Here is a 23,584-nt window from a genome sequence, read left to right on the forward strand (position 1 = left end):
TATGCCGGAGAACGACCGCCCCACCGCCGCGGAGTGGGCCAAGCGCGCCGAAGAGGACCTGGCCGGCGTCACCGACGATCTCCGCTTCCTGGTGGAGGAGATCCTGGAGCCCCTCATCCAGTCCCAGAACGAGCGCCAGTGGGACGACGACGCGCGGCTCATCTACGAGGCCTCCGGGCGCCTCGGCCGGGCCGCCAACATCGCCGCGGAGATCGGCGGCATCTGGGAGTATCTGCAGGGAGAGGTGCAGCGCGCCGAGGACCAATCCTCCTCCGGCTCCAGCTCCGGGAACGGCTTCACCCACTGAGGGCCGCCCCGCCGGTTAGCCCCCCTTGGGCAGGAGCGGCCCCGGCCCCGGCGAGGCCGTCCGGAGGCAGCGCTAGAAAAAGGTCCCGTCCAGCGGCGAGGAGGCGGAGCCGTAGAGCCGCTTGCTCATGCGTCCCGCCAGGTAGGCGTTGCGGCCGGCCTCCACGCCCTGGCGCATGGCCGTGGCCATGCGCACCGGGTCCCCCGCCTCGGCGATGGCGGTGTTGAGCAGCACCCCGTCGCAGCCCAGCTCCAGGGCCACCGCCACGTCCGAGGCGGTGCCCACCCCCGCGTCCACCAGGATGGGCACGCTGGCCTGCTCCAGGATGATGCGCAGGTTGTATTTGTTCTGGATTCCCAGGCCGGAGCCGATGGGGGCGGCCAGGGGCATCACCGCGGCGCAGCCCATCTCCTCGAATCGCTTGCAGGCGATGGGGTCGTCCATGGTGTAGACCATCACCTGGAAGCCCTCCGCGATCAGGGTCTCCGCAGCCCGGGCCGTCTCCCACAGGTCGGGGTACAGGGTCTTCTCGTCGCCGAGGACCTCCAGCTTTACCAGGTCCCAGCCGCCCAGCTCGCGGGCCAGCCGGCAGGTGCGCACGGCGTCCTCGGCGGTAAAGCAGCCCGCCGTATTGGGCAAGATGGTATAACGGGCCGGGTCGAGGTAGTCGAGGAGGTTGGCCTCGTCCGCCTGCTGGCCGATGTTGGTACGGCGCACGGCCACCGTGACGATCTCGGCGCCGCTGGCCTCCACGGCCGCCCGGGTCTGCTCCAGGTCGGCGTATTTGCCGGTTCCCACCAGCAGCCGGGAGGAGAACTCCCGGCCGGCGATGATCAGGGGGTCGCTGCTCTGCGTCATAGCGCGGTTGGCTCGAATGTTGGGTTCAAAGGCGTATTGGCGGTGGGCTCAGCGGTCCCCGCCCCCGATGGCCCGGACCACCTCCACACGGTCCCCCTCCTGCAGGACGTGCTCGGCATGGGTGCTGCGGGGCACCACCTCGCGGTTCACCTCCACGGCCACGCCCCGGGGGTCCAGCCCCAGCTCCTCCACCAGGACACGCAAGGTGCTGCCCTCCTCCACCGTCCGGGCTTCTCCGTTCACCCAGATCTCCATGCATCCACTCCCTCGGCGGCGGTTTCGCGGCGCGGCCGCGCGCCCGGCCCGCTTCCCCGGCGTCCGGGAACCGAGTCGGGGACGGCGCCCGCGACCACCCGAAAGGATATCAGACCCGTCCGGCCGCCGGCAGGGCGGCCGGTTGCGTCTGGCGCGCAGCATGGTACATTGTTGTTGTCTCGGAGGGAGGACGCCCCGGCGCCTCCCGAAGGACACGGCGGGTGTAGTTCAATGGTAGAACCCCAGCTTCCCAAGCTGGTGATGTGGGTTCGATTCCCATCACCCGCTCCAGTTCCGAAACCCTGAAAGCGGCCATCCGGCCGCTTTTTTTGCGCCCGGTGGCCCATGCACCCCTTCGCCCAGGACCTCCTGGAATGGTACCGACGCCATGGCCGGTCCCTGCCGTGGCGGGGCCTCGACGACCCCTACCCCGTCTGGGTCTCGGAGATCATGCTCCAGCAGACCCGGGTGGAGACGGTGCGCCCCTATTACCGCCGCTTCCTGGAGCGATTCCCCACCATCCGGGACCTCGCCGACGCCACCGAGGACGAGGTCCTGGCGCTGTGGTCCGGGCTGGGCTATTACAGCCGGGCCCGCAACCTGCACGCCGCCGCCCGCCGCGTCCGGGACGAGCACGGCGGGGCCTTCCCCCGGCACTACGCGGACGTGGTGGCGCTGCCCGGCGTCGGACCCTCCACCGCCGGGGCCATCCTGTCGAGCGCCTGCAATCATTCCCTGCCCATCCTGGATGCCAACGTGAAGCGGGTGCTCGCCCGGGTGGTGGTGGAGACGGACCACCCTGGCCGCTCCCCCGTGGAGCGGCGCCTCTGGGAAGAGGCGCGGCGGCGCACGCCGGCCCGCAACGCCCGGGACTACAACCAGGCCATCATGGACCTGGGGGCCACCCTCTGCACGCCCAAAAGCCCCTGCTGCGACCGGTGCCCCGTGCGGAGGCACTGCGGCGCCGTCGCGGAGGGGCTGGCCGAGGTTCTGCCCGCCCGCGCCCCCCGCAAGGAGAAGCCCGTGCGCGAGGCCTGGCTGGCCCTGGTGGAGTCGGACCATGGCCTGCTGCTGGAGCGCCGCCCCCCCACAGGCTTCTGGGGCGGGCTCTGGTGTCCGCCCCTGGTAGAGAAGGACGGCCACACCGCCGAGGACGCCCGTACAACGCTGGAACAGCGGCTGGGGGCGCGGCTGGAGGCGGCGGGGCAGCTACCGGCCTTCCGCCACACCTTCAGCCACTTCCACCTGGACCTCCATCCCCTCCGCCTCGCCTGGGGCGGGACGGCGAGCCTGGGCGACGCCGAGCGGACCTTCGCCCGGGCCCGGGACCGCGAGCGGCTGGGCCTGCCGGCCGCCATCATCCCCTGGGTGGAAAACGCTCCTTGACTTCGCAGCCGGATCGCGTTTGAATTTGGGGCCTTCGCCCGGGTAGCTCAGTCGGTAGAGCAGTGGCCTGAAAAGCCTCGTGTCGGTGGTTCGATTCCGCCCCCGGGCACCATCCGACGGACTCCGCATCGGCCCGGATCCCTCCCTGGGATCCGGGCTTTTTTGCGTCCTGTCCCCCCGCGTTGACACCCCTTTCAGGGGGGTGGTTTAATCGCGTGGCTTCGATACAACCCCCGGACTCCCTTCAACGCGGGAAAGGTGCAGCAGTCATGGACTTCGATAAGGCACGCCGGAACATGATCGAATCCCAGATTCGTACCTGGGAGGTGCTGGATGACCGCATCCTGAACGCCCTGGACCGCGTTCCCCGCCACGAGTTCGTGCCCGAGGAGTCCAAGGAGTGGGCCTACATCGACTACCAGGTGCCGCTTGGGATCGGGGAGCACATGCTCTCCCCCCTGGTGGAGGCCCGCCTGCTCCAGGAGCTGCGCCTGAATCCCGAGGACAAGGTGCTGGAGGTGGGGACCGGCACCGGCTACGTCACCGCCCTGCTCGCCGAGCTGGCCAAGGAGGTCTGGAGCGTGGAGGTGACGCCGGGCTTCAAGGTGGAGGCGGAGCAGCGCCTTGCCGCCCGGGGCTACGACAACGTCCGCGTGGAGGTGGGGGACGGCTCCCGGGGCTGGGAGCGGCAGGCGCCCTACGACGCCATCCTGGTCACCGGGGCCATGCCCTACCTGCCCGAGGAGATCAGGGAGCAGCTCACCCACGGAGGCCGGCTGGTGTGCATCCTCGACAATGACCCCCCGGTCCAGGAGGCCTACCGCATCACCCGCCTCGGCGAGGACGCCTTCAGCGAGGAGGCCCTGTTCGAGCTGGAGGGGATCCCCCACCTGCGCGGGGTGGAGAAGAAGAAGGAATTCGTCTTCTAGTTGCTGGTGAAGTACCGGGCCGCCGCCTGGTACTGCCCCACCACCTCCTGGGGCCCTTCCGCCCAGACCGTGATCTCGAACAGGTTCTGCACGGCCTCCTTCCCCTGGGCCCCCTGGGTGAACACCGGCCCCGAGCCGCTACCCGCCAAGGTGCTCTTGTCCCCATGGTGGACGCAGGCCCGCACCTCGATGCCAGTGGCAGGATCCTCATACCGGATGTCCGGGTCGGACTCGGTGCAGGGCTCGGGACCGCCCCCCTCCGAACGGGTCTCCGTCCCCCGCAGATATTCGGCAAAGCTTGTCCTGCTGCTCCACTGAACGCCAGCCCCTTCCGGCGCGTCTGGGAAGAAGCCCAGTCGGCACACCGAGTCCGCCACGCTTGCCGCGTGCTCCAGGCCGGTATCGGATAGGCTCCGGGTGCTCTGGAACTGGATGTTGTCCCGGGCCGAGCGGGTCCCCTCCACGACCAGGGAATAGACCCCCGCCATCAGCAGGGCGATGGACGCCAGGACCACCAGCACGGTGACCAGGGCGACCCCCCGCTCCGAGCTCATCGGGGGATGTTGGGCAGGGGCACGGTCCATTCCACAACCTTCCATCGGTATTGCTGCTGTTCCTCGCTCAGGTCCACCCCGTCGTCGGGGTCCAGGTCCTCGTCCGTATAGGTCACCGGGCTCTCGGTACGCACCTCGTTGCGGTACTCGCTGCCCACCTGCACGACCATGCCCACCTTCAGGGCGTCCGGAAGGCGATCGTCCACACCCGAGGGCACATCGTCATCCGGGTCGGTGCTGGAGAAGTCGATGTCCCCGTCGCTGGTCTGGAAGCCGTAGCGCACCCGGAAATCGGCCACGCACTCCGCCGCCGGGCCGGAGCCGCCATTGGTGTCATTATGGATCAGGTCCGGGGTGCCGTCGGCGCACGCCCCGCAGTCACCGCCCGCCTCGGAGCAGTCCGCGCCCAGGCGGTACTGCCGCTCGTAGAAATTGGGGCTCGTGCGGGTCACGTAGAAGAGCTTGGTGGTCTTCAGGCTAAATTCCAGCTCATCGAGCTCATCGAACCGGTTGTTGGTGGTGCTGCCGGTATCGTCCACGTACTCCCGGGCCGGAGTCAGCACCACCCCGGAGGCATCGTCCGGGATGCCGTTGGCGCTGGGCCCGGACTGTATGACGGCCACGGCCCCCGCCGGGTTTTCGTTGTCGTCATTCCGGCCCGTGACCCCCGTGGACCGGATGGTGACGCTGGAGGCCGTTCCGGCCACGGCCGTGTCCATGTCCCCGTCGGGGATCCCCATCCCGGTGGAGGAGAGATCCCGGCGCACCTGGTTCAGTCCCGTGCGGACGTCAAGGCTCTGGGCGCTCAGGGAGGCCTGGTTGGCGCTTTCGGTGAGGAAGTTGGTAAAGGTAAGGAAGACCGCGCCGAGCAGCAGCCCCACCACGGCCATGGCCACCAGCAGCTCCACCAGCGAGAAGCCCCGCTCGGCGGCCCGGGAACGGGAAGCGGCACCACGACTCACAGGAGCTCTCCGTTGCGCTGCAGGAGGCGGGAGGCGGATTCCGTTCCCCCACCCGGGCGGTCCCACCGGACCCGAATGCGCATCACGCGGCTAGCCACGTTGCCGTCGGTGTCGGTGACGCCCACCACCGCCGTTTGCACCTCGTACTTGGTGGGCAGATCCGCGGCGGCAAACTCCTTCCAGGTGGAGTAGCTGGCCGAATCCAGCGTTTCCAGGGCGGTTTCGTATTGGGACTCCGTCGCCTGAGGATCCCAGACCGATCCCGTGGAGTAGGTCAGGGTATCCTCGGAGCGGGTCAGCACCCGCATGGCCTCGTCCCGTTGGAGGGACAGGGAAGTGGCGTCCACCCAGGCGAAAATGGCCGGGAACAGCATGGCGGCCCCGATGGCGAACACGCTCATGGCCAGCAGCGCCTCGATCAGGGTGAACCCCCCTTCCTTCCCCATGGACTGTACGCCTGCCCCTTTAGTCGCAGCTTCCGGAGCCATCCGGCACCCCCTCGCGGATCCGGCCCGAATCGGACACCACCACGCAGCGCTCCTGGCCGCCCGCCTCCAGGAAAACGGAGCCGGCGTTTCCGGATACCCGGCCCGCCTTGTTAAAGAAGATCGCGTCGTCCAAGGTGGTCTTCGTTTCGTTCACGCTCACGTAGCGGCTGAATTCCTGATGCCATTCCTCGGACGTGTTGTCTTCCGCCTTGGCCCCGGTGGCGGTTTCCCCCTGGCAGATCTCCCCGTCGTCGTCGCAGAGGCGCACCAGACGGACCCGGTTTTCCGCTGTGTCCAGCTCCACCCCGAACAGCCGGCTCGTGCATTCCCCTGATACCGCGGAAGCATCGCAATCTCCTGCCTCCGCCACGCCGGGTGGGCAGCCGCAGGTCAGGCCGCTCTGGATGCTGCGGGCGCGGGCCGCGGACAGCGCCGACTTGAGGTACATGGTGCCCTCCGTCAGGCCCTCCCGCTGCTGCCAGGCCGTATAGCTCGGCCAGGCGATGGCCGCCAGGATGGCGATAATGGCCAGCGCCACCAGGAGCTCGATCAGGGTAAACCCGCGCTGCCCGTGCACCTACTGCTCCTGCCGGTAGAGGATGCCCTTTTCCAGCTGCTCCACCTGCTGCCTGAGCTGCTTGATCTCGCCGGTGCTGGGCTGGGTATGGGTGTTGATCTCGCCTTCCCGGCCGCCGGCGGAGCCGGCGTAGCTCTCGCCCACCGGCGGCACACCCTCGCCCAGCTCCACCCCGGACTCGATGGTGACCTTGTCGCTGTCCTCGTTCTCCGAGGTTCCCCCGGCGCTCAGGAACGTCGGCTTGGGCGGGGCCGTTCCGGTGCGGTAGTCCACCGCGTAGGAGACAGTTTCGCCTCCCGGCGTGCAGATGTCGCTCGCGGGAGTGAAGCCGGCGGCGTTCACCAGGCCGGAGAGAACCGCGGGCTGGCTGAAGATCCGCTCGCCCTCGGCGAGCTCCCAGTACCAGCCGCCCCGGTCCTTCACCTCGTTTCGCAATTCGGAGGGGTCGTTGGTACCGCAATCCTCCGCCCAGGGGCAGCCGCTGTACTCCACCGCCTCGGCTTCCTTGACCACCAGCTCCGAGTTGTCGGGGCACTCGGTGGAGTCGCCGTCGCTCGCGGTCTGGAAGAAGCTGCTTCCGCAGCGGCATTCGTAGGAAACCGGCTCCGCCCGGACCTCCACGTCGTCCATCTCGGCCAGATCGTCGAGCACCGTGACCGTGCCGGCGCAGTTCTCCCCGCCGTAGATGTCCCCCTCCTCGCTGCCGGAACCATCACCCCAGCACTGGTCCACAAAGCCGAAGAAGTACTGGCTGAGGTCGTCCGTCTGGTCGCTCTCGCTGAAGAACCGGCCCGTGCCCCCGTAGATCCACAGGTCGCCATCCGGGTCCAGGGCGCCCCCCGGCGCGGCGAAGAAGGGCCGGCCGGTGGAGGAGCCGACCTGGGCCGCCAGGGTCAGGTCCCATTCCTCCACCTCATCATCCAGATGGAGGCGGTAGAGGCGGCCCTTCTCCTCCTCCGGCCCGGCGTAGGTGCCGACATAGACCGCGTCGGTCAGGTTGTCCTGATCCGGGTCGAAAGGCAGGGGCTCGCCCACCGCCGCAGAACTGGCGGCGGGATTGTCGTCCTGGAAATTTCCCGAATCCGTCAGGTCGATGGTGCGGGCAAGCTCGCCCGAGCGGAGGTTGAAGGTATAGAGCTGCGGGGTATCCACGAAGCTCTCGGCCTCGGGATCCAGGGGGCCGCTGCCCAGGACCAGGTACCAGTCCCCTTGGGTGCTCGTATCGCCCCGGCGCACCACCGCCGGAGTGCTCAGGGTGAGGGAGCTGTCTTGGAGGTTGCGCTCCCACAGGAGCTCGGGCTCCTCCGGGTCGGTCACGTCCAGCACGAAGACCGACGAGCTGAGGGTATCGGCATCGTCGTCCCCGTCCACGTCATCGCACTCGATGGCCTGGCCGCCGAAGCCCATGGTTCCCACCAGCAGGGTCCGCCAGGCGTCCGCGTTGTCCATGGAATCGCTCGCCTCGCCGGCGACCGCCGCGTCCACAAGCTGGAAGCGGTAGTCCACCGTGGGGATGTTGCACTCGGCGTCCATTTCCCCGTACCAGCGCAGGTACGGCAGCGCGTTCTGCGGGATGAAGCCCCAAGCCTCCTTGGCCGAGGCGCCGCCGTCCTCCTCCAGGGTGGCCGTCACGTCCTCGTCGTCGGAAGCACCCTCAACAGAGCCGGAGTAGAAGGCGTGCAGCATGCCGTCGTTGGCGCCGACGAATACCATCGGTTCCCGATCCTCGACGTCTTCGGAGGTGTAGTAGTCGGTGTAACCGATTGCCCCTTCGTTGGCGTAGCTGGACACCGGACCCGGCCGCAGCACCCGCGGCGTGGAGGTGATGATGGCCCCCAGCTTCCACACGTCCTCGCCGGAGTCCTCGCCGTAGTCCGTTGCCGTCAGGTCGTCGGCCTGGCGGACCCGGTAGTCCTCCGTGTTTCCATCGGGATTGTCCAGGCCCCGGATGAACTTGATCAGCTCGGAGGGGACCAAGTCGGAGTCATCGGCCTGCCAATAGGGCCCAAGGATGTCCGCCACCTCCGAGTCCACATCGAGATCCCGTAGATAATCGTCGGACGGGTCGTCGGGGTCGCCGTCGTTGTAGTAGATCTCCCGGGAGCTGGTGCTCACCCCGTCGTTGACGGTGCCGGGCGGACGCTGCTCCAGCTGCACCCCCGCCTCCCACACCGGCGGCACCTCGGTGTTCGTGGTCTTGGTCACCTGGGAGCTATCCGATGGATCCGCGCAGGTGTCGGGGATGTTGTCCTTGGCCTCGGAGCCGTCGATCTCGCCATCGTCCGGATAGTGGACCACCTCCACCTCCCGGCCCTCCGAGTCGTACTCGAAGCTCAGGATGTGGTCGTCGTCCAGGATCAGCTCATCGTCCTGGCTGTTGTCGTCCCGGACGTTCCCCGCGGGGTCCGTCCACAGGGTGCGCAGGTGGCCCCGCCAGGACAGGTTGTAGGTGTCCCCCTCCGGGTCGATGACCGTCTTCTGCGGCTGGTAGTAGGCCTGGAGCAGAACGCCGCCGCTTCGGGTCTGGGTGGAGATGGTGGCCACCGTGGAGCCGGTGGAGACCCGCTCCAGGATGGCGTTGATGGCCTTGCGGATCTGGTTCTCCAGGTTGGTGCCCTTGCCCGCCTGGAAGTAGGCGTCGGGGCTGTCGTCGAGGTTCTCGTCCCACTCCTCGCAGTTAACCCCTTCCTTGTTGTTGGTATCGGGATCCAGGTCGCAGTCCCCTTCCACGTAGGTCGGGAGCTCGTCCTTCTCGCCGTCGCTGTCCGCCAGATCCTCGAAGGCGCCGTTAACGGCGGAATTCTGCATGATCGTCTTGGCGTCCTCATTGTCGCCGAACGCGTAGACCGGGAAGGTCTGGATGGTCTGGTTGCCGTCCATTTCCGGCCGGAAATCGTTGGCCCACATGTAGTAGGCCACGTTGTCCAGGCCGTAATCCCCGGTTTCCCAATTGTCGTCCGCGAGATCGTAATCCAGGTCCTCGGCCCCGTACGCGGTCAGGTCATCGGGCAGATTGTCGTCGGCGTTGGGCATGCCGTCGGAGATCAGCAGCACGTAGGAGTTGGCGCACTCGGGGTATTCGCCGTCGTAGTTGAAGGGATCCTTGTTGTCCGTGGTGGGGATGTCCCCGTTGTTGTACTCGGGGCCGTCGCCGGAAATGTCCCCGGGCATGGCACTGGCCTCGGTCTCCTGGGCGTAATACCCGGCCACGGTCCACAGCGCCTCCGCCAGGGGGGCGTCGCCGCCCGCGGACCAGTTCTGCACCTCGCTTATCACATTGGTCAGGTTGTCGTTGTTGATGGGCTCGTCGATGGAGGCGCCGTCCTGCTTGTTGGTGCTGGCAACCCCCCAGCGGGCGTCGGTTTCCACCTCGTGCAGTACGCCGGTCCGCTCCTCGGATTCGGGAGGCTCGAAGACCTCGCCGTGCTCTGTTTCGTACTTATTGGTGTCCTTTTGCCGGGAGGCACCCTTGCCTCCGACTAAAACCACCCTCGCCATGTCCATGCGGGGCATGAGCAGGAAGTTCAGGAAGTTGCCCGAATACCAGGTGGTGGCCCCGGTGTTGTCGTCGTTGTCCGGGCCGAGGTGATCCCGCCAGTAGGGCTCTTCGGGGTCGCAGTGGCCGCTGTCCGTACATTTCTCGACCACCTCCCAGCCCTTGTCCCCCTGCTTGTACCAGTAGTCGTTGTCGGCGTAGCCGGGATACTTCTGATTGGAATCGTAGGAGTTGACCAGCTCGTCGTCCCTGTAGCAGCCCCAGAAGTCGTACTTGTTGTCCGCCGGACAGGAACCGTAGTCGGCGTAGGCGGCCCGCTTCATGCTCTCCGAGGTGTCGAGCAGCACCACGATGTTGGGCTTCAGATCGGAGGCGATGGCGGGATTGTCGTAGCAATAGTTGTCCCGTTCGGCGGCCCCCACGGGACCGGCGCACAGGGCCAGCAGGGCGAGGACGGTGAATGCGCGGACGGGGAAGTTCATCGGCGCTCTCCCAGCTCGTAGCCGAAGGGAAGGATGACGATCTTGGCGGCCCGGCGGCCCACCCCGTTGACGCGCACGCGGTAGACGTCCTCCAGGTAGCGGGGGCGGTAGGGGCTGGGCTCCGCATCGGGACGGGGGGAGAAGAAGACCTTGGTCCGGTCGTCCACCAGGAAGTGGGTCCCGCCCACCACGATGTGCTCGTCGCCGCGCTCCTGGACCCGGCCGGTCACCGTCTGGGCTACGGCCCAGGCCGGCCAAAGAAGCATGAGGGCCAGGAAGGAAAAAAGGATGGTCGGACGCAAGAAGCTCCCCCTTCGGTCCGCATCGGAATATCCGGCTACAGCATACCCGTAGTTCCGGACAGGATCGACCGCAGGAGGAGCCCTGGCAGAGAAAAGCCGTGATCTGTCGCTAGAGACGTATTCTGTTGGACAGGAAACGCTCTACAGAGGTTCGGTCTGCCCCTTTTTCCGGAGCTCGAGGGGGACCTGGAAGTGCACCCCTTCCTCGGGCCCTTCCAGGCTGATCGGCTCCTCCCCGCCCAGCTCCCGGAGGCGATCCACCACGCCCTGCACGAGCATCTCCGGGGCGGACGCACCCGCGGTCACGCCCACCCGCTTGCAATCTTCGAGCCAGATCGGATCCACCTCGTCGGCGTTCTGCACAAGGTGTCCGGGGACGCCCAGCCGGGAGGCCACCTCCACCAGGCGGTTGGAGTTGGAGCTGTTGGGCGCCCCCACCACCAGGATCAGCTCGGCCCGCTCGGCCAGCTTCTTCACAGCGTCCTGGCGGTTCTGGGTGGCGTAGCAGATGTCGTCGCTGCGCGGCCCGGCAATGTTGGGGAAGCGCGCCTGCAGGGCCCGGACCACCCCCACCGTGTCGTCCACGGACAGGGTGGTCTGGGTGACATAGGCCAGGTTGTCCGGATCGGCCACCTCCAAATCGGCCACCTCCTCCTCGGTGGCAATGAGGTGGATGCCGCCCTCCACCTGGCCCATGGTGCCCTCCACCTCGGGGTGGTTGGCGTGGCCGATGAGGACCACCTCGCGGCCCTCCTTGTGGTGACGGACCACCTCGATGTGCACCTTGGTCACCAGCGGGCAAGTGGCGTCGAACACCCGCAGGTTCCGCGCCTTGGCCCGCTCGCGCACCTCCTGGGACACCCCGTGGGCGCTGAATACGGCGGTGGCGCCTGCCGGGATCTCGTCCACCTCCTCCACGAATACCGCGCCCTTCTCCCGCAGGTCGTCCACCACCTGCCGATTGTGGACCACCTCGTGGCGCACGTAGATGGGCGCGCCGAAGCCCTCCAGGGCCCGCTCCACGATCTCGATGGCACGGTCCACCCCGGCACAGAAGCCGCGCGGATTGGCGAGCAGGATTTCCATGGATCTATCTCCTCGGAGGCGAAGCCTCCAATGGCAAACGGAATCAGCCGGCCCGATCCCGGCGGGCACCGCGCTCCTCGCGGATCAGCACCCCCACCAGGACCACGGCCCCCACGGTGATGGCCGAGTCGGCGACGTTGAAGGCCGGGTAGTGGTAGACCTCCTTCCAGTGGACATCGATGAAGTCCACCACATAGCCCAGCCGGATGCGATCGATCAGGTTGCCCAGCGCCCCGCCGATGATCAGGCCCAGTGCCAAGCGCGTCCAGCCCTCGGACCGTCCCAGGCGGCGCAGCCACACCGCCAGGACGACGATCACCACGCCGGTCACCGCCGCCAGCAACGGCACCTGCCACCCCCCGAGGCCGGAGAGCATCCCGAAGGCCACGCCGCGGTTATGGGCGTGCACCAGGTTCAGGAGCTCGGGGACCAGGACGATGCCCTCCCCGGGGGCGAGTGCCCCCTGCACGAAATATTTGGTCACCTGGTCGGCCACCAGAATGACACCCGCCAGGAGCCAGGGCCAAGCCATGCAGCCACCTCTCGGTTCGATTACCTGCCAAGGAAAGCCGGTGGTTTGCCGACCCGGTAGGAGCGTTCCGCGCCCACCGCTGGGCGGGCCCACCGAGGAGGAAGCGCCCGGAATAGACGGGCCTCAAAGCCGTACTAGATGGCCTCCCGCCGCTCCCCCGCGCCCTCCACGTTGGTCACGCAGCGGTCGCACAGCTCGGGGTGCTCGGCGTGGCTGCCCACCGACTCGCGGCGGTGCCAGCAGCGCCCGCACTTGGGCGCCTCGCTGACCCGGGCCAGGACCCGCAGGCCCTCCGGCTCCTCGGCCGCCACCGCGTCGGCCGGGGCCTCACCGGCAGGGTGGAGCCGGGCCTCCGAGGTAAGCAGCATGAAGCGCAGCTCCGAGGCGTAGGCCTCCAGCAGCTCCCGCAGCTCGCCGTCGGCGTACAGCTCCACCTCGGCGTCCAGGGCGGAGCCGATGGTCTTGTCGGCGCGCATGGGCTCCAGCACGCCGTCCACCGCGGCGCGCACCGCGCGCAGCCGCGCCCAGCGCTCGCGCAAAGCTTCGGCATCGGCTACCCCGGGCAGCTCGTAGTAGGTCTCCAGCAGCACGCTTTCGCCGCGCTCCCCGGCCATGTGGCGCCAGATCTCCTCGGCGGTGAAGGAGAGCACCGGGGCCAGCCAGCGCACCAGGGCCTCCAGCACGTGATGCATGGCGGTCTGCGCCGAGCGTCGCCCGCGCGACTCCGCGGGCATGGTGTAGAGCCGGTCCTTGAGGATGTCCAGGTAGAAGGAGGACAGGGTCTCGGCGCAGAACTGGTGCACCCGGCTATACACCCGGTGGAAGGCGTATTCCTCGTAGGCCCGCGCCACCTCGCGCTGAACCTCCGCGGCCTCCGCGAGGATCCAGCGGTCCATCTCCAGCAGCTCGTCCGGGGCTAAAGCGTCGCGCTCCGGCTCGAAGCCGGCCAGGTTGCCGAGGAGGAAGCGGCCGGTGTTGCGGATGCGGCGGTAGGCCCCGGCCAGTTGGTCGAGGATCTCGTCGGAGATGCGGATGTCGCCGCTGTAGTCCTGGGCGGAGACCCACAGCCGCAGGATGTCGGCGCCGAGGCGCTCCATGACGTCCTGCGGGGCGATCACGTTGCCCGCCGACTTGGACATCTTCTTGCCCTCGGCGTCCACGGTGAAGCCGTGGGTGAGCACCCCCTTGTACGGCGCCCGGCCGCGGGTCAGAACCGACTCGATCAGCGACGACTGGAACCAGCCGCGGTGCTGGTCCGAGCCCTCCAGGTAGAGGTCGGCGGGGGCCTGCAGGTCATCGCGCTTCTCCAGCACGGCGGCGTGAGAGACCCCGGAGTCGAACCAGACGTCGAGGATGTCCTCCACCTTGTGGAAGCTGCCGCCGCCGCAGTGGGCGCAGGTGCGGTCGCCGCTGACCACCTCGGATGGGTCCATGTCGAACCAGGCATCGACACCGCGCTCTTCCACGGCCCGCGCCACCGCCTCCATGACGGCGGGGTCCTCCACCGGCGCGCCGCAGGCGTCGCAGGCCACCAGGGTCAGCGGCACGCCCCACAGCCGCTGGCGGCTGATGCACCAGTCGGGACGGTTGGCCACCATGCCGTGGATGCGGTGCTCGCCGCTGGCCGGGATCCACTCGGTCTCGCCGATGGCGGCCAGCGCCTTGCCGCGCAGGTCGTTCTCGGCGAGGCTGATGAACCACTGCGGCGTGGCGCGGAACAGCACCGGGGTCTTGTGCCGCCAGCAGTGGGGATAGCTGTGGGCCAGGTCCTCCTGGTGGACCAGCGTGCCCCGCTCCTCCAGCAGGGCCACCACGTCCTTGTTGGCCTTGAGGGCCTCCCGGCCGGCGAAGTGGGGGGTGTCCTCCTTGAAGCGGCCCGCCTCGTCCACCCGGGTGTCCACCGGCAGGTCGTAGCGCAGCCCTACCTGGTAGTCGTCCTGGCCGTGACCCGGGGCGGTGTGCACGCAGCCGGTGCCCGCCTCGATGGTGACGTGCTCGCCCAGGACCACCGGCACCACGCGATCCTCCAGGAAGGGGTGGCGCAGGCGCACCCCCTCCAGGTCGCGGCCCCGGCAGCGGGCCACCACCACCGGCTCGCCGAGGCCCCAGCGCGCGGCGACGTCACCGGCCAGCTCCTGGGCCACCAGGTAGCGGCGGCCGTTGCCCTCGATGACCGCGTACTCCAGGTCGGGATGCACGGCCACGGCCCGGTTGGCGGGCAGGGTCCAGGGAGTGGTGGTCCAGATCACCGCCGCCACGTCCTCGCCGGCGCCCGGGCAGGCCGCCTCCAGGCCCTCCGCCACCGGGAAGGCCACGTCGATGGCCGGGTCGGTGCGGTCGTGGTACTCCACCTCCGCCTCCGCCAGGGCGGAGCCGCACTGCACGCACCAGTGCACCGGCTTGGCGCCGCGGTAGATGTTGCCCGCCTCCAGCACCTTGCCCAGCTCGCGGACGATCTGCGCCTCGTAGGCGTAGTCCATGGTGACGTAGGGGGCCTCCCACTCGCCGGCCACGCCGAGGCGCTTGAACTCCTCCCGCTGCACGTCGATGTAGGTCTGGGCGTAGTCCCGGCAGCGGCGCCGGAACTCGGCGGCCGTCACCTCTTCCCCGGCCTCGGCCAGCTGCTCCTCCACCTTCTGCTCGATGGGCAGGCCGTGGCAGTCCCAGCCCGGCACGTAGGGGGCATCGAAGCCCGCCAGGTGGCGGGACTTGCAGATGAAATCCTTGAGGACCTTGTTCACCGCGTGGCCGATGTGGATGTGGCCGTTGGCGTAGGGCGGGCCGTCGTGGAGGATGAACTTGGGCCGGCCCCGGGCCGCCTCGCGGACCTTGCGGTAGGTGTCGTTGGCCTCCCAGCGGGCGAGCTGCTCCGGCTCCCGCTTGGGCAGGCCGGCCCGCATGGGGAATTCGGTCTTGGGGAGGTTCAGCGTGTCTTTGTAGCTCATGGTCGCTGCCGGGCTCGGAGGCGAAAATGGAATGGCGCGGCCCGGGCCGGCGCCCGCGGGCGTTGGAAGGCGCCCGGGACCCGGCCGGACCGAAAGGCACAAATGGTATCACTTAACCGGGGAAATGCGTCGCGCCTACCCCGCGGGCCGGCCGAAATGCTCGCGGGCCCGGCGCACGTCGGCGGCGATCTGCTCCCGGAGCGCCTCCAGGCCGGGGAAATCCCGCTCCTCCCGCAGGCGCCGCTCGAAGACCAGCTCCACCCGGGCACCGTAGAGATCCCCCGTAAAATCCAGCAGATGGGCCTCCACGCGCACGTCCACCCCCTTCACCGCGGGCCGCGTGCCCACGTTCACCGCCGCCGGGTGACCATCAAGCCCGGCCCCGTGCACGCGGCCGGCGAAGACCCCGGCCACCGGCAGGCGCCGGTGGTGCAGATGGAGATTCAGGGTGGGGAAGCCCAGCTCGCGGCCGATGCGGTCCCCGGCCACCACCCGCCCGCACAGGCTGTAGGGCCGGCCCAGCAGTCGCTCCGCCCGGTCCAGATCGCCCGCCTCCAGGGCCTCGCGGATCGCCGTGGAGCCCACCGCCAGGCCGTCCTCGCGGTACTCCGCCACCTCCTCCGCGGCGAAGCCCCGCTGCTCGCCGATCCTGCGCAGGTCCTCGATGGACCCCCGCGCCCCCTGCCCGAAGACGAAGTCGTGGCCCACCACCACATGCCGCACCCCCAGCCCCTCCACCAGGATGCGCCGGACGAAGGTCTCCGGCTCCAGGGAGGCCAGGGACCGGTTGAAGGGCAGGACCAGCACGCGGTCGACGCCGTGGTCGCGAAGGGCGTTCACCTTGCCGCGCAGGTCGGTGAGGCGGGCCGGCGCCCGTTCCGGCGCGAAGAACTCCTTGGAATGGGGCTCGAAGGTGACCACGCAGGTGGGCAGGCCGAGGCCGTCGGCCCGCTCCCGGGCCCGTTCCAGCAGGCGCGCGTGGCCCCGGTGCACCCCGTCGAAGTTGCCGATGGTGGCCACGCAGCCCCGGTGGCGGGACTTGAGGTTCTGGATACCGCGGATCAGCTCCATGCTCCGGCCTTTTGCCCAGACCGGTTGCCCAACCGGCATGAGGATTCAGGGGACTCTCGGTCAAGCCTAACAAACCGCCGCCCCCGGAAGGCTCCGGGGGCCTAGCGGCTCCCGGGGCGGCCCCCCAGGAGGCGGCCCACCAGCCAGCGCGGCGCCCGGCGCACCTCCTCCACATCCAGCAGCCAGGCGGAGGCCAGGTAGACGACCCCAGCGAGGCCCACCGCCCAGGTCAGGTCCAGGGCCCGCCCCCCTGCCCCCGCCTGGTCCCAGGCCTCCGGTGGCGGCGCGGCCCACCAGCCCGCAGCCAGCATGACCCCCACTGCCAGAGCCACCTTGGCGAGGTGCACCGGCCAGCCCGGCTGGGGCCGGTACAGGCCGCGCGCCAGCAGCGTGCGCAGCAGCAATCCCGCATTGAGAAAGGAGGCCAGGCTGGTGGCCAAGGCCAGCCCGGCATGGGCCAGGGGCCCGATCAGGGCGAGATTCAGGACGATGTTGGCCAACAAGGCCACCACCGCGATCCGCACCGGGGTGCGCGTATCCTGCCGGGAATAGAAGGCCGGCGCCAGCACCTTCACCCCGATGAAGGCCATCAGGCCCAGCGCATAGGCGGCCAGGGCCCAGTAGGTGGCGGCGGTGGCCGATGCGTCGAACTCCCCATACTGGAACAGGGTGGCCAGGATGGGGTAGCCCAGCAGCACCAGCCCTGCGGTGGCCGGGGCGCCGATGGTGAGGATCATGCGCAGCGCCCGGTCGAGGGTCACGCCGTAGTCCGCATCCCGCCCCTGGCTCACCAGCCGGGACAGGGTGGGCAGGATGGCCGTGCCCAGGGCGATGCCGAACAGGCCCAGGGGGAACTGCACCAGCCGGTCGGCGTAATAGAGGTAGGAGACGCTGCCCCCCGCCAGCAGCGAGGCGAGGATGGTGTCGATGAGCACACTGATCTGCGCCACGCTCACCGACAGCATGCTCGGCCCCATCAGCCGCGCGATGCGCCACACACCGGGGTGGCCCGGCCGGAAACGGGGCCGCACCGCCATGCCGAGGCGGCGCAGGAAGGGCCACTGGAAGCCCAGCTGCAGCACGCCCCCGGCCAGCACCCCCCAGGCCAAGGCCGCAATGGGGACCTCGAAGTAGGGCGCGGCAACCCCCGCCGCCAGGATCAAGGCCACGTTGAGCAGGACCGGCGTGAAGGCGGGCGCGGCGAAGCGCCCGAAGGTGTTCAGCACCCCGCCGGCCAGGGCCACCAGGGAGATAAGGAACAGGTAGGGGAAGGTGATGCGCAGCAGGTCGGCGGTGAGGGCCATCTTCTCCGGCTCGTCGCCGAACCCCGGCGCCAGCCCCCACACCAGCAGGGGCGCCGCCGCCATACCAAGCAGGGTGACCGCCGCCACCACCACGGCCAGCACCCCGGACACCGCCGCCAGCAGCCCTTGCAGCTCCTCCCCACTGCGCTGCTCCCGGTATTCCGTGAACACCGGCACGAAGGCGGTGGCGAAGGCCCCTTCCCCGAACATGCGCCGGAAGAAATTGGGCAGCTTGAAGGCGACGAAGAAGGCGTCGGTGGCCATCCCCGCCCCGAATACCCGGGCCAGCACCATGTCCCGGACGAAGCCCAGGATCCGGGAGATCAGGGTCATGGCGCTGATGGTGGCGGTGGAGCGGAAAAGGCCGGCCAAGGACTCGTTCTCCGGGGGGTATCCAGTTCCGGGTTTTGACACCGGGGCGCAAGGCAGGGGATAATACGCGTTTCCCCGAGCCCGGGGAAAGCACGAGTCCAGATCCAGTCGACTGCGAAGGCCCGAATAGGAGGAAGCGAGCGTGGCCAATACGCCCCAAGCCCGCAAGCGCGTGCGCCAGAACGAAGAGCGCCGGCTGCGCAACAAGCACCACAAGAGCCGCATGCGCACGGCCATCAAGAAGGTCGAGAAGGCCGTGGCCGAAGGCGACAAGCAGGCCGCCGAGAGCGCCCTGGAACCGGCCGTCTCCATCGTCGACCACGTGGCCAGCAAGGGCGCCATTCACCGCAACACCGCGGCCCGCACGGTCAGCCGGCTGACCCGCAAGGTGCAGCAGCTCTCCTAGCCTCGCCCCCGCCTCCGGGCCCCGTTCCACCGCGGGCGGGGCCCGGGTGCGCGGAGTGCAGCACTCCCCTTCCTGCCTTTTCGCCAGGGCTTCCCCGAACCGTCATCCGTCCGGGACGGACACCTCGTCGCCTCCGCCATACGGACCGTAGCGCCCCTTCCCGCCGGGATTACAGGATCGCCAGGTCGTCGCGGTGGATGAGCTCCTCCGTGTCCAGGTAGCCGAGCACCTCGGCGACGCGCCCCGTGGGCAGGCCCTGGATCCGGCGTACCTCGTGGGCCGGGTAGTTCACCAGCCCCCGGCACACCTCCCGTCCCTCGGGGTCCAGGCAGGACACCACCTCGCCACGCCGAAACTCCCCGTCCACCGCCGTGACCCCCACGGGCAGCAGCGATCGGCCCTCCTCCCGGATAACCCGGGCCGCGCCCGCGTCCACATGGAGCCGCCCGTGAACCTGGAGCTGATTGGCGAGCCACTGTTTGCGCGCCGTGAGGGCGTCCCGTCCCGGATGCAGGTAGGTCCCAAGGGCCTCCCCCTGCCGCAGCCGGAGGAGGCCGTCCTCCTCGTAACCCGAGGCGATCACGGTTCCGGTGCCCGAGCGGGCGGCGCGCTGGGCCGCCAGGATCTTGGTGCGCATGCCCCCGGTACCCACGGCGCTGCCGGCCCCTCCGGCCACCTGGAGGAGGACCGGATCCCCGGCCTCGCCCTCCCGAATCAGGACGGCGTGCGGATCCACCCGCGGGTCGGCCTGGAAAACCCCCTCCGAGTCGGTGAGGATCACCAACAGGTCCGCTTCCACCAGGTTGGCCACCAGGGCCGCCAAAGTGTCGTTGTCGCCGAACCGGATCTCCTCGGTGACCACCGTGTCGTTCTCGTTGACGATGGGCACCACCCCCAGCTCCAGGAGGGTGCGGAGGGTGTTGCGGGCGTTGAGGTAGCGCCGGCGATCGGAGAGGTCGTCGTGGGTGAGGAGCACCTGGGCGCTCAGGAGGCCGTGAGCGGTGAAGCGCTCCTCGTAGGCCTCCACCAGCCCGCTCTGCCCCACCGCGGCGGCCGCCTGCAGGTCGTGGATGGCGGTGGGCCGCTCCCTCCAGCCGAGCCGGCCCATGCCGGCGGCCACGGCCCCGGAGCTCACCAGGATGGGCTCCACCTCCCGGCCCGCCAGCTCCGCCAGCTGCCGCACCCAGTCGGCGATGACCTCCAGGGCCAGCCCGCCCCCCGGCCGGGTCAGGAGGCTGCTGCCCACCTTGACCACCCACCGCCGGGCGCTGCGCTGCCGCTCACTCCGGTTCGGATTCACGTTCCAGCTCGCTCATGATGTCCGTGGTAAGCCGGCGCAGGCCGATACCCGCCTCCGCCGAGACCCCGTAGACCGGCCCGGTCCAATCCAGCTCCTCCGCCAGCAGGTCGAGCCAGTCCTGGCGGTCGGATTCCGGCACCAGGTCCATCTTGTTGGCCACCAGCCAGCGCTGCCGGCCCAGCAGCTCGGGGTCGTACTTCTCCAGCTCCGCCTCCACCCGGCGCACGTTGGCGGCGGGTTCGCTGCCGTCGGGCGGGGCGATGTCCACCACGTGCAGCAGCAGCTTGTTGCGGGCGAGCTGGCGCAGGAAGCGGGTGCCCAGTCCCGCGCCCTCCGCGGCTCCCTCGATGAGGCCCGGGATATCCGCCATGACGAAGCTGCGCTCGGGGTCCACGCGCACCACGCCGAGCACCGGCTGGAGGGTGGTGAAGGGGTAGTCGGCCACCCGCGGCCGGGCCGCGGAGACGGCCCGCACCAGGGAGGATTTGCCGGCGTTGGGCAGGCCCACCAACCCCACGTGGGCCAGAAGCCGCAGCTCCAGACGCAGGGCGTAGCCCTCCCCGGGCTTGCCCTCGGTGCTCTGCCGGGGCGTCCGGTTGGTGCTGCTCTTGAAGTGGACGTTGCCCAGCCCCCCGCGACCGCCGCGGGCCACCACCAGGTGCTGCCCGTCGGCGACGATGTCGCCCACCAGCTCCCCGGTCTCCTCGTTGAAGACCTGGGTGCCCACCGGCACGGGGAGCACGCAGTCCTCCCCCGAGCGCCCCGTGCGCTGCTGCCCCGCGCCGTCGGTGCCGCGCTCCGCCCGGTAGCTCTTCTGGTAGCGGAAATCCACCAGGGTCGCCAGGGACTCGTCGCCCACCAGCACCACATTGCCGCCGTCGCCGCCGTCGCCGCCGTCGGGGCCGCCCTTGGGCACGTACTTCTCCCGCCGGAAGTGGACCACGCCGTGGCCGCCGTCTCCCGCCTGGACGCGGATGCGGGCTTCATCGACGAAATGCATGGGAAGGCTCCCCGTGGGCGAGGGATGGCGATTGGGGCCACGGGCCCCAACGACGGCGGCCCCGCCACCGTACCCGGCCTTGGGCCGATCGGTGGCGGGGCCGCCGGGGTCCCGTTGCGGGCCGGGAGCGCCTAGTGGTTAACGACGCTCACGTACTTGCGCTGCTTCGGGCCCTTGCGCTCGAACACCACGCGGCCGTCGGCCTTGGCAAACAGGGTGTCGTCGTTGCCGCGACCCACGTTGGCGCCGGGATGGAACCGGGTGCCGCGCTGCCGGACGAGGATGTTGCCGGCCTTCACCGCCTGGCCGCCGGAGCGCTTCACGCCCAGGCGCTTTGACTCGGAATCGCGACCGTTGCGGGTACTACCGCCAGCCTTCTTATGTGCCATGCCTCACACTCCGTTTTGCTCTAGGCGTCACCGCCGGGGGCCGCTAGGCCTGGATGCCGGTGATCTCCAGCTCGGTGTAGTCCTGCCGGTGGCCCTGGCGCTTGGTGTAGCCCTTGCGCCGCTTCTTCTTGAAGATGCGGATCTTCTCGCCGCGGCCGTGCTCCTTGATGGTGGCCTTGACGCTGCCGCCGTCCACCACGGGACGGCCCACCTTCACGTCGCCGCCGTCCGCCACCATCAGCACGCGGTCGATCGTGACATCGTTGCCCGGCTCGCCATCCAGCTTCTCCACCCGAATGGTGTCGCCCTGCTTGACCTTGTACTGTTTCCCACCCGTCTCGATGACCGCGAACATTGACCGTCTCTCCGTGCCGATGACATCTCTCGCGAAAGCGGAAGATTATACGGCGGTTCCGGCCCGGAAGTCAAAAAGGCCCGGGGCCCCGCCCCGCCGTGACCGGACGGGGGTCGGGCCAGCGGGTCAGCCGCCCCCGGAACACGGTGACCGCGGGGCCGGTCATCCACACCGGCTCCCCGCGCCCGGCCCAGCGGACGGCCAGCTCCCCGCCATCCAGGCGTACGGTCACCGCCTCGTCCACCCGGTCCCACAGCCGCGCCGCCACCACCGCCGCACAGGCGCCGGTGCCGCAGGCCAGCGTCACGCCGGCGCCCCGCTCCCAGACCCGCACCCGCAGCCGGTCCGCGGCTTCCACCGCCACGAATTCCACGTTGGCCCGGTTGGGGAACAGGGGATGGTGCTCCAGGGCCGGACCCAGGGCCTCCAGGGGGGCCGCCTCCGCATCGGGCACCTCCAGGACGCAGTGGGGGTTGCCGACGGAGACGGCGGTGATGCGGTGCTCCTCCCCCTCCACCGCCAGCGGCGCACGGACCCACTCCCCGGGCTCGCTGAGCGGGATCTCCGCGCCGTCCAGGCGCGGTACCCCCATGTCCACCGTGACCCGGCCGTCGGCCAGCACCGCGGGGGCGATCTCGCCGCCCAGGGTGGTCAGCCGCAGGCGGTCCTTGTCCGTGAGCCCCGCCTCCCGGGCGAAGGCCGCCACGCAGCGGGCGCCGTTGCCGCACTGCTCCACCTCGCCGCCATCGGCGTTGTAGATGCGGTAGGCGAAGTCCACCCCGGCGCGCTCGGCGGGCTCGAGCACCAGCACCTGGTCGCAGCCGACGCCGAAGCGCCGGTCGGCGAGGGCGCGGATGCGCTCGGGGGTCAGGTCCACGGTCTGGCGCACGCCGTCGAAGACGACGAAGTCGTTGCCCAGGCCGTGCATCTTGGCGAATTCGAGGTTCAAGCGAACCATCCCTCCGCGGGAATGGATTCGGCCGCGTAGAGCTCCTCGATGGTCTCGCGCCGGCGCACCACCTCGAAGCGGTCGCCGCTCACCAGCACCTCCGGGGCGCGCGGCCGGGTGTTGTAGTTGGAGGCCATGGTGGCGCCGTAGGCGCCGGCGCTCATCACCGCCAGCAGGTCCCCCTGGCCGAGCCGCGGCAGCGCGCGGTCCTTGCCCAGGAAATCGCCGGACTCGCAGATGGGGCCCACCACGTCCACCGCCTCGGTGTCCCCGCCGCCCTCCCGCACCGGGCGGATCTCCTGCTCCGCGCCGTACAGGGCCGGGCGCATGAGGTCGTTCATGGCGCCGTCCACCACGGCGAAGCGCTTCTCGGGCTGGTCCTTGGTGTAGAGCACCGCCGAGACGAACACCCCGGCGTTGCCGGCGATCACCCGCCCCGGCTCGAAGATGAGCTTGCCCGGCCAGTCGCCGAGCTGATCGTTGATGGCGCGACCGAAGTCCTCCGGGTGCGGCGGCGCCTCGTCCAGATAGGAGATGCCCAGGCCGCCGCCCAGGTCCAGGTGGTGGATGGCGTGGCCGTCCTCGGCCAGGGCGGTCATGAGGGCCTGGAGCCGCTGCAGGGCCTCCACGAAGGGGGCCACGGAGGTGAGCTGGGAGCCGATGTGGCAGTCCACCCCCACCACCTCGATGCCCGGCATGGCCGCGGCACGGTTGTACAGGTCGCGGGCCTCGCCGATGGGCACGCCGAACTTGGTGGCACGCAGGCCGGTGGCGATGTAGGGATGGGTGAGCGGGTCCACGTCCGGGTTGACCCGCAGGCTCACCGGGGCCCGCTGGCCGCGAGCGGACGCCACCGCGTCGAGCAATTCCAGCTCGCCAATGGACTCCACGTTGAAGGCCAGGATCCCGGCGTCGAGGGCCGCCTCCAGCTCGTCGCGGCGCTTGCCCACCCCGGAGAACACCATGCGCTCCGCCGGGATGCCGGCGGCCAGGCCCCGCGCCATCTCGCCGCGGGAGACGATGTCCAGGCCGCTGCCCTCGCGGCCGAGCAGGTGCAGCACCGCCAGGTTGGAATTGGCCTTGGCGGAGAAGGCGATGAGGTGGTCGCGGTGGGCGAAGGGCTCGCGGAACACCCGGAAGTGGTGGCGCAGGGTGGCCGCGGAATAGCAGTAGAACGGCGTGCCCACCGCCTCGGCGATGGCGGGCAGGGGCACGTCCTCGGCATGCAGCACGCCGTCCCGGTAGTGGAAATGGTGCACGGGGGGCTCCGGATTCAGTC

At 69.7% G+C, this 23,584-nt stretch carries 23 protein-coding genes and 2 tRNA genes; 6 read left to right on the top strand and 19 right to left on the bottom strand.

Annotated features, from left to right (window positions below; all coding sequences use genetic code 11):
• The first annotated feature begins 1 nt into the window (after position 1).
• Positions 2-307, top strand: a complete 306-nt coding sequence (locus ACLFRB_RS02675; RefSeq protein ID WP_411067453.1) for a hypothetical protein — start codon at positions 2-4, stop codon at positions 305-307.
• Between the two features lie 72 nt (positions 308-379).
• Here the strand turns inward: ACLFRB_RS02675 and ACLFRB_RS02680 are convergent, their stop codons facing one another.
• Both ACLFRB_RS02680 and thiS read right to left on the bottom strand, forming a co-directional pair.
• Positions 380-1,165, bottom strand: a complete 786-nt coding sequence (locus ACLFRB_RS02680) for a thiazole synthase (protein ID WP_411067454.1) — start codon at positions 1,163-1,165, stop codon at positions 380-382.
• A gap of 48 nt (positions 1,166-1,213) precedes the next feature.
• Positions 1,214-1,420 (bottom strand): sulfur carrier protein ThiS, encoded by a 207-nt coding sequence (gene thiS / locus ACLFRB_RS02685; RefSeq protein WP_411067455.1) that lies wholly within the window; start codon positions 1,418-1,420, stop codon positions 1,214-1,216.
• Positions 1,421-1,637: 217 nt separating this feature from the next.
• Between thiS and ACLFRB_RS02690 the strand changes: the two genes are divergently transcribed.
• From ACLFRB_RS02690 to ACLFRB_RS02705, 4 genes are all read left to right on the top strand, one after another.
• Positions 1,638-1,711, top strand: a tRNA-Gly gene (locus tag ACLFRB_RS02690).
• Positions 1,712-1,765: 54 nt separating this feature from the next.
• Positions 1,766-2,806 (top strand): A/G-specific adenine glycosylase, encoded by a 1,041-nt coding sequence (mutY, locus tag ACLFRB_RS02695; protein ID WP_411067456.1) that lies wholly within the window; start codon positions 1,766-1,768, stop codon positions 2,804-2,806.
• 36 nt (positions 2,807-2,842) lie between these two features.
• Positions 2,843-2,918 (top strand) — tRNA-Phe (locus ACLFRB_RS02700).
• Between the two features lie 157 nt (positions 2,919-3,075).
• Entirely contained in the window at positions 3,076-3,735 is a 660-nt protein-coding gene (locus tag ACLFRB_RS02705) for a protein-L-isoaspartate O-methyltransferase family protein (RefSeq protein WP_411067457.1), read from the top strand.
• Here ACLFRB_RS02705 and ACLFRB_RS02710 read toward each other — a convergent pair.
• The 11 genes from ACLFRB_RS02710 to murJ form a co-directional block, all read right to left on the bottom strand.
• Positions 3,732-4,289, bottom strand: a complete 558-nt coding sequence (locus tag ACLFRB_RS02710) for a hypothetical protein (protein ID WP_411067458.1) — start codon at positions 4,287-4,289, stop codon at positions 3,732-3,734. The two genes, ACLFRB_RS02705 and ACLFRB_RS02710, sit on opposite strands and share 4 nt — an antisense overlap.
• Positions 4,286-5,251 (bottom strand): prepilin-type N-terminal cleavage/methylation domain-containing protein, encoded by a 966-nt coding sequence (locus ACLFRB_RS02715; protein ID WP_411067459.1) that lies wholly within the window; start codon positions 5,249-5,251, stop codon positions 4,286-4,288. Before ACLFRB_RS02715 ends, ACLFRB_RS02710 begins: the two co-directional genes overlap by 4 nt.
• A complete protein-coding gene (locus tag ACLFRB_RS02720) occupies positions 5,248-5,697 on the bottom strand; it encodes a type II secretion system protein (protein WP_411067460.1) in 450 nt (149 codons plus the stop codon). The genes ACLFRB_RS02715 and ACLFRB_RS02720 overlap by 4 nt, the downstream gene beginning before the upstream one ends.
• Before the next feature lie 19 nt (positions 5,698-5,716).
• Positions 5,717-6,316 (bottom strand): prepilin-type N-terminal cleavage/methylation domain-containing protein, encoded by a 600-nt coding sequence (locus ACLFRB_RS02725; RefSeq protein WP_411067461.1) that lies wholly within the window; start codon positions 6,314-6,316, stop codon positions 5,717-5,719.
• Positions 6,317-10,294: a pilus assembly protein gene (locus tag ACLFRB_RS02730; protein WP_411067462.1), complete on the bottom strand. Its 3,978-nt coding sequence runs from the start codon at positions 10,292-10,294 to the stop codon at positions 6,317-6,319.
• Positions 10,291-10,596, bottom strand: coding sequence for a hypothetical protein (locus ACLFRB_RS02735; RefSeq protein WP_411067463.1), 306 nt, complete (start codon positions 10,594-10,596; stop codon positions 10,291-10,293). The genes ACLFRB_RS02730 and ACLFRB_RS02735 overlap by 4 nt, the downstream gene beginning before the upstream one ends.
• A gap of 141 nt (positions 10,597-10,737) precedes the next feature.
• Positions 10,738-11,682, bottom strand: a complete 945-nt coding sequence (ispH, locus tag ACLFRB_RS02740; protein WP_411067464.1) for a 4-hydroxy-3-methylbut-2-enyl diphosphate reductase — start codon at positions 11,680-11,682, stop codon at positions 10,738-10,740.
• Between the two features lie 43 nt (positions 11,683-11,725).
• A complete protein-coding gene (lspA, locus tag ACLFRB_RS02745; protein WP_411067465.1) occupies positions 11,726-12,214 on the bottom strand; it encodes a signal peptidase II in 489 nt (162 codons plus the stop codon).
• A 134-nt stretch (positions 12,215-12,348) separates the two neighbouring features.
• The gene (gene ileS / locus ACLFRB_RS02750) at positions 12,349-15,159 is read right to left on the bottom strand and encodes an isoleucine--tRNA ligase (protein WP_411067466.1); all 2,811 of its coding nucleotides are present in this window, start codon (positions 15,157-15,159) and stop codon (positions 12,349-12,351) included.
• Between the two features lie 135 nt (positions 15,160-15,294).
• Positions 15,295-16,230, bottom strand: coding sequence for a bifunctional riboflavin kinase/FAD synthetase (gene ribF, locus ACLFRB_RS02755; protein ID WP_411067467.1), 936 nt, complete (start codon positions 16,228-16,230; stop codon positions 15,295-15,297).
• A gap of 101 nt (positions 16,231-16,331) precedes the next feature.
• Positions 16,332-17,906 (bottom strand): murein biosynthesis integral membrane protein MurJ, encoded by a 1,575-nt coding sequence (gene murJ / locus ACLFRB_RS02760; RefSeq protein ID WP_411067468.1) that lies wholly within the window; start codon positions 17,904-17,906, stop codon positions 16,332-16,334.
• Positions 17,907-18,048: 142 nt separating this feature from the next.
• Here murJ and rpsT point away from each other — a divergent pair, with 142 nt between their 5' ends.
• Complete coding sequence (gene rpsT / locus ACLFRB_RS02765) at positions 18,049-18,312, top strand: 30S ribosomal protein S20 (protein WP_411067469.1); 264 nt, start codon at positions 18,049-18,051, stop codon at positions 18,310-18,312.
• 169 nt (positions 18,313-18,481) lie between these two features.
• Here rpsT and proB read toward each other — a convergent pair whose 3' ends face one another.
• The 6 genes from proB to lysA form a co-directional block, all read right to left on the bottom strand.
• Positions 18,482-19,612: a glutamate 5-kinase gene (proB, locus tag ACLFRB_RS02770; RefSeq protein WP_411067470.1), complete on the bottom strand. Its 1,131-nt coding sequence runs from the start codon at positions 19,610-19,612 to the stop codon at positions 18,482-18,484.
• The gene (cgtA, locus tag ACLFRB_RS02775) at positions 19,593-20,612 is read right to left on the bottom strand and encodes an Obg family GTPase CgtA (RefSeq protein WP_411067471.1); all 1,020 of its coding nucleotides are present in this window, start codon (positions 20,610-20,612) and stop codon (positions 19,593-19,595) included. Before cgtA ends, proB begins: the two co-directional genes overlap by 20 nt.
• 131 nt (positions 20,613-20,743) lie before the next feature.
• Positions 20,744-21,001, bottom strand: coding sequence for a 50S ribosomal protein L27 (gene rpmA / locus ACLFRB_RS02780; RefSeq protein ID WP_411067472.1), 258 nt, complete (start codon positions 20,999-21,001; stop codon positions 20,744-20,746).
• Between the two features lie 43 nt (positions 21,002-21,044).
• A complete protein-coding gene (gene rplU, locus ACLFRB_RS02785) occupies positions 21,045-21,356 on the bottom strand; it encodes a 50S ribosomal protein L21 (protein ID WP_411067473.1) in 312 nt (103 codons plus the stop codon).
• 70 nt (positions 21,357-21,426) lie between these two features.
• Complete coding sequence (dapF, locus tag ACLFRB_RS02790; RefSeq protein ID WP_411067474.1) at positions 21,427-22,305, bottom strand: diaminopimelate epimerase; 879 nt, start codon at positions 22,303-22,305, stop codon at positions 21,427-21,429.
• On the bottom strand, positions 22,302-23,564 hold the full coding sequence (gene lysA, locus ACLFRB_RS02795) for a diaminopimelate decarboxylase (RefSeq protein WP_411067476.1): 1,263 nt from the start codon (positions 23,562-23,564) through the stop codon (positions 22,302-22,304). Before lysA ends, dapF begins: the two co-directional genes overlap by 4 nt.
• Between the last annotated feature and the right edge of the window lie 20 nt (positions 23,565-23,584).

Origin of the sequence: Thiohalorhabdus sp. (assembly GCF_046545655.1) — a bacterium.
Taxonomy (GTDB): domain Bacteria; phylum Pseudomonadota; class Gammaproteobacteria; order Thiohalorhabdales; family Thiohalorhabdaceae; genus Thiohalorhabdus.

Coding starts and splice junctions, on each gene's coding strand:
- ACLFRB_RS02675 (WP_411067453.1), top strand. CDS start 2: ATGCCGGAGAACGACCGCCCCACCGCCGCGGAGTGGGCCAAGCGCGCC.
- ACLFRB_RS02680 (WP_411067454.1), bottom strand. CDS start 1,165: ATGACGCAGAGCAGCGACCCCCTGATCATCGCCGGCCGGGAGTTCTCC.
- thiS (WP_411067455.1), bottom strand. CDS start 1,420: ATGGAGATCTGGGTGAACGGAGAAGCCCGGACGGTGGAGGAGGGCAGC.
- mutY (WP_411067456.1), top strand. CDS start 1,766: ATGCACCCCTTCGCCCAGGACCTCCTGGAATGGTACCGACGCCATGGC.
- ACLFRB_RS02705 (WP_411067457.1), top strand. CDS start 3,076: ATGGACTTCGATAAGGCACGCCGGAACATGATCGAATCCCAGATTCGT.
- ACLFRB_RS02710 (WP_411067458.1), bottom strand. CDS start 4,289: ATGAGCTCGGAGCGGGGGGTCGCCCTGGTCACCGTGCTGGTGGTCCTG.
- ACLFRB_RS02720 (WP_411067460.1), bottom strand. CDS start 5,697: ATGGGGAAGGAAGGGGGGTTCACCCTGATCGAGGCGCTGCTGGCCATG.
- ACLFRB_RS02730 (WP_411067462.1), bottom strand. CDS start 10,294: ATGAACTTCCCCGTCCGCGCATTCACCGTCCTCGCCCTGCTGGCCCTG.
- ispH (WP_411067464.1), bottom strand. CDS start 11,682: ATGGAAATCCTGCTCGCCAATCCGCGCGGCTTCTGTGCCGGGGTGGAC.
- lspA (WP_411067465.1), bottom strand. CDS start 12,214: ATGGCTTGGCCCTGGCTCCTGGCGGGTGTCATTCTGGTGGCCGACCAG.
- ileS (WP_411067466.1), bottom strand. CDS start 15,159: ATGAGCTACAAAGACACGCTGAACCTCCCCAAGACCGAATTCCCCATG.
- ribF (WP_411067467.1), bottom strand. CDS start 16,230: ATGGAGCTGATCCGCGGTATCCAGAACCTCAAGTCCCGCCACCGGGGC.
- cgtA (WP_411067471.1), bottom strand. CDS start 20,612: ATGCATTTCGTCGATGAAGCCCGCATCCGCGTCCAGGCGGGAGACGGC.
- rpmA (WP_411067472.1), bottom strand. CDS start 21,001: ATGGCACATAAGAAGGCTGGCGGTAGTACCCGCAACGGTCGCGATTCC.
- rplU (WP_411067473.1), bottom strand. CDS start 21,356: ATGTTCGCGGTCATCGAGACGGGTGGGAAACAGTACAAGGTCAAGCAG.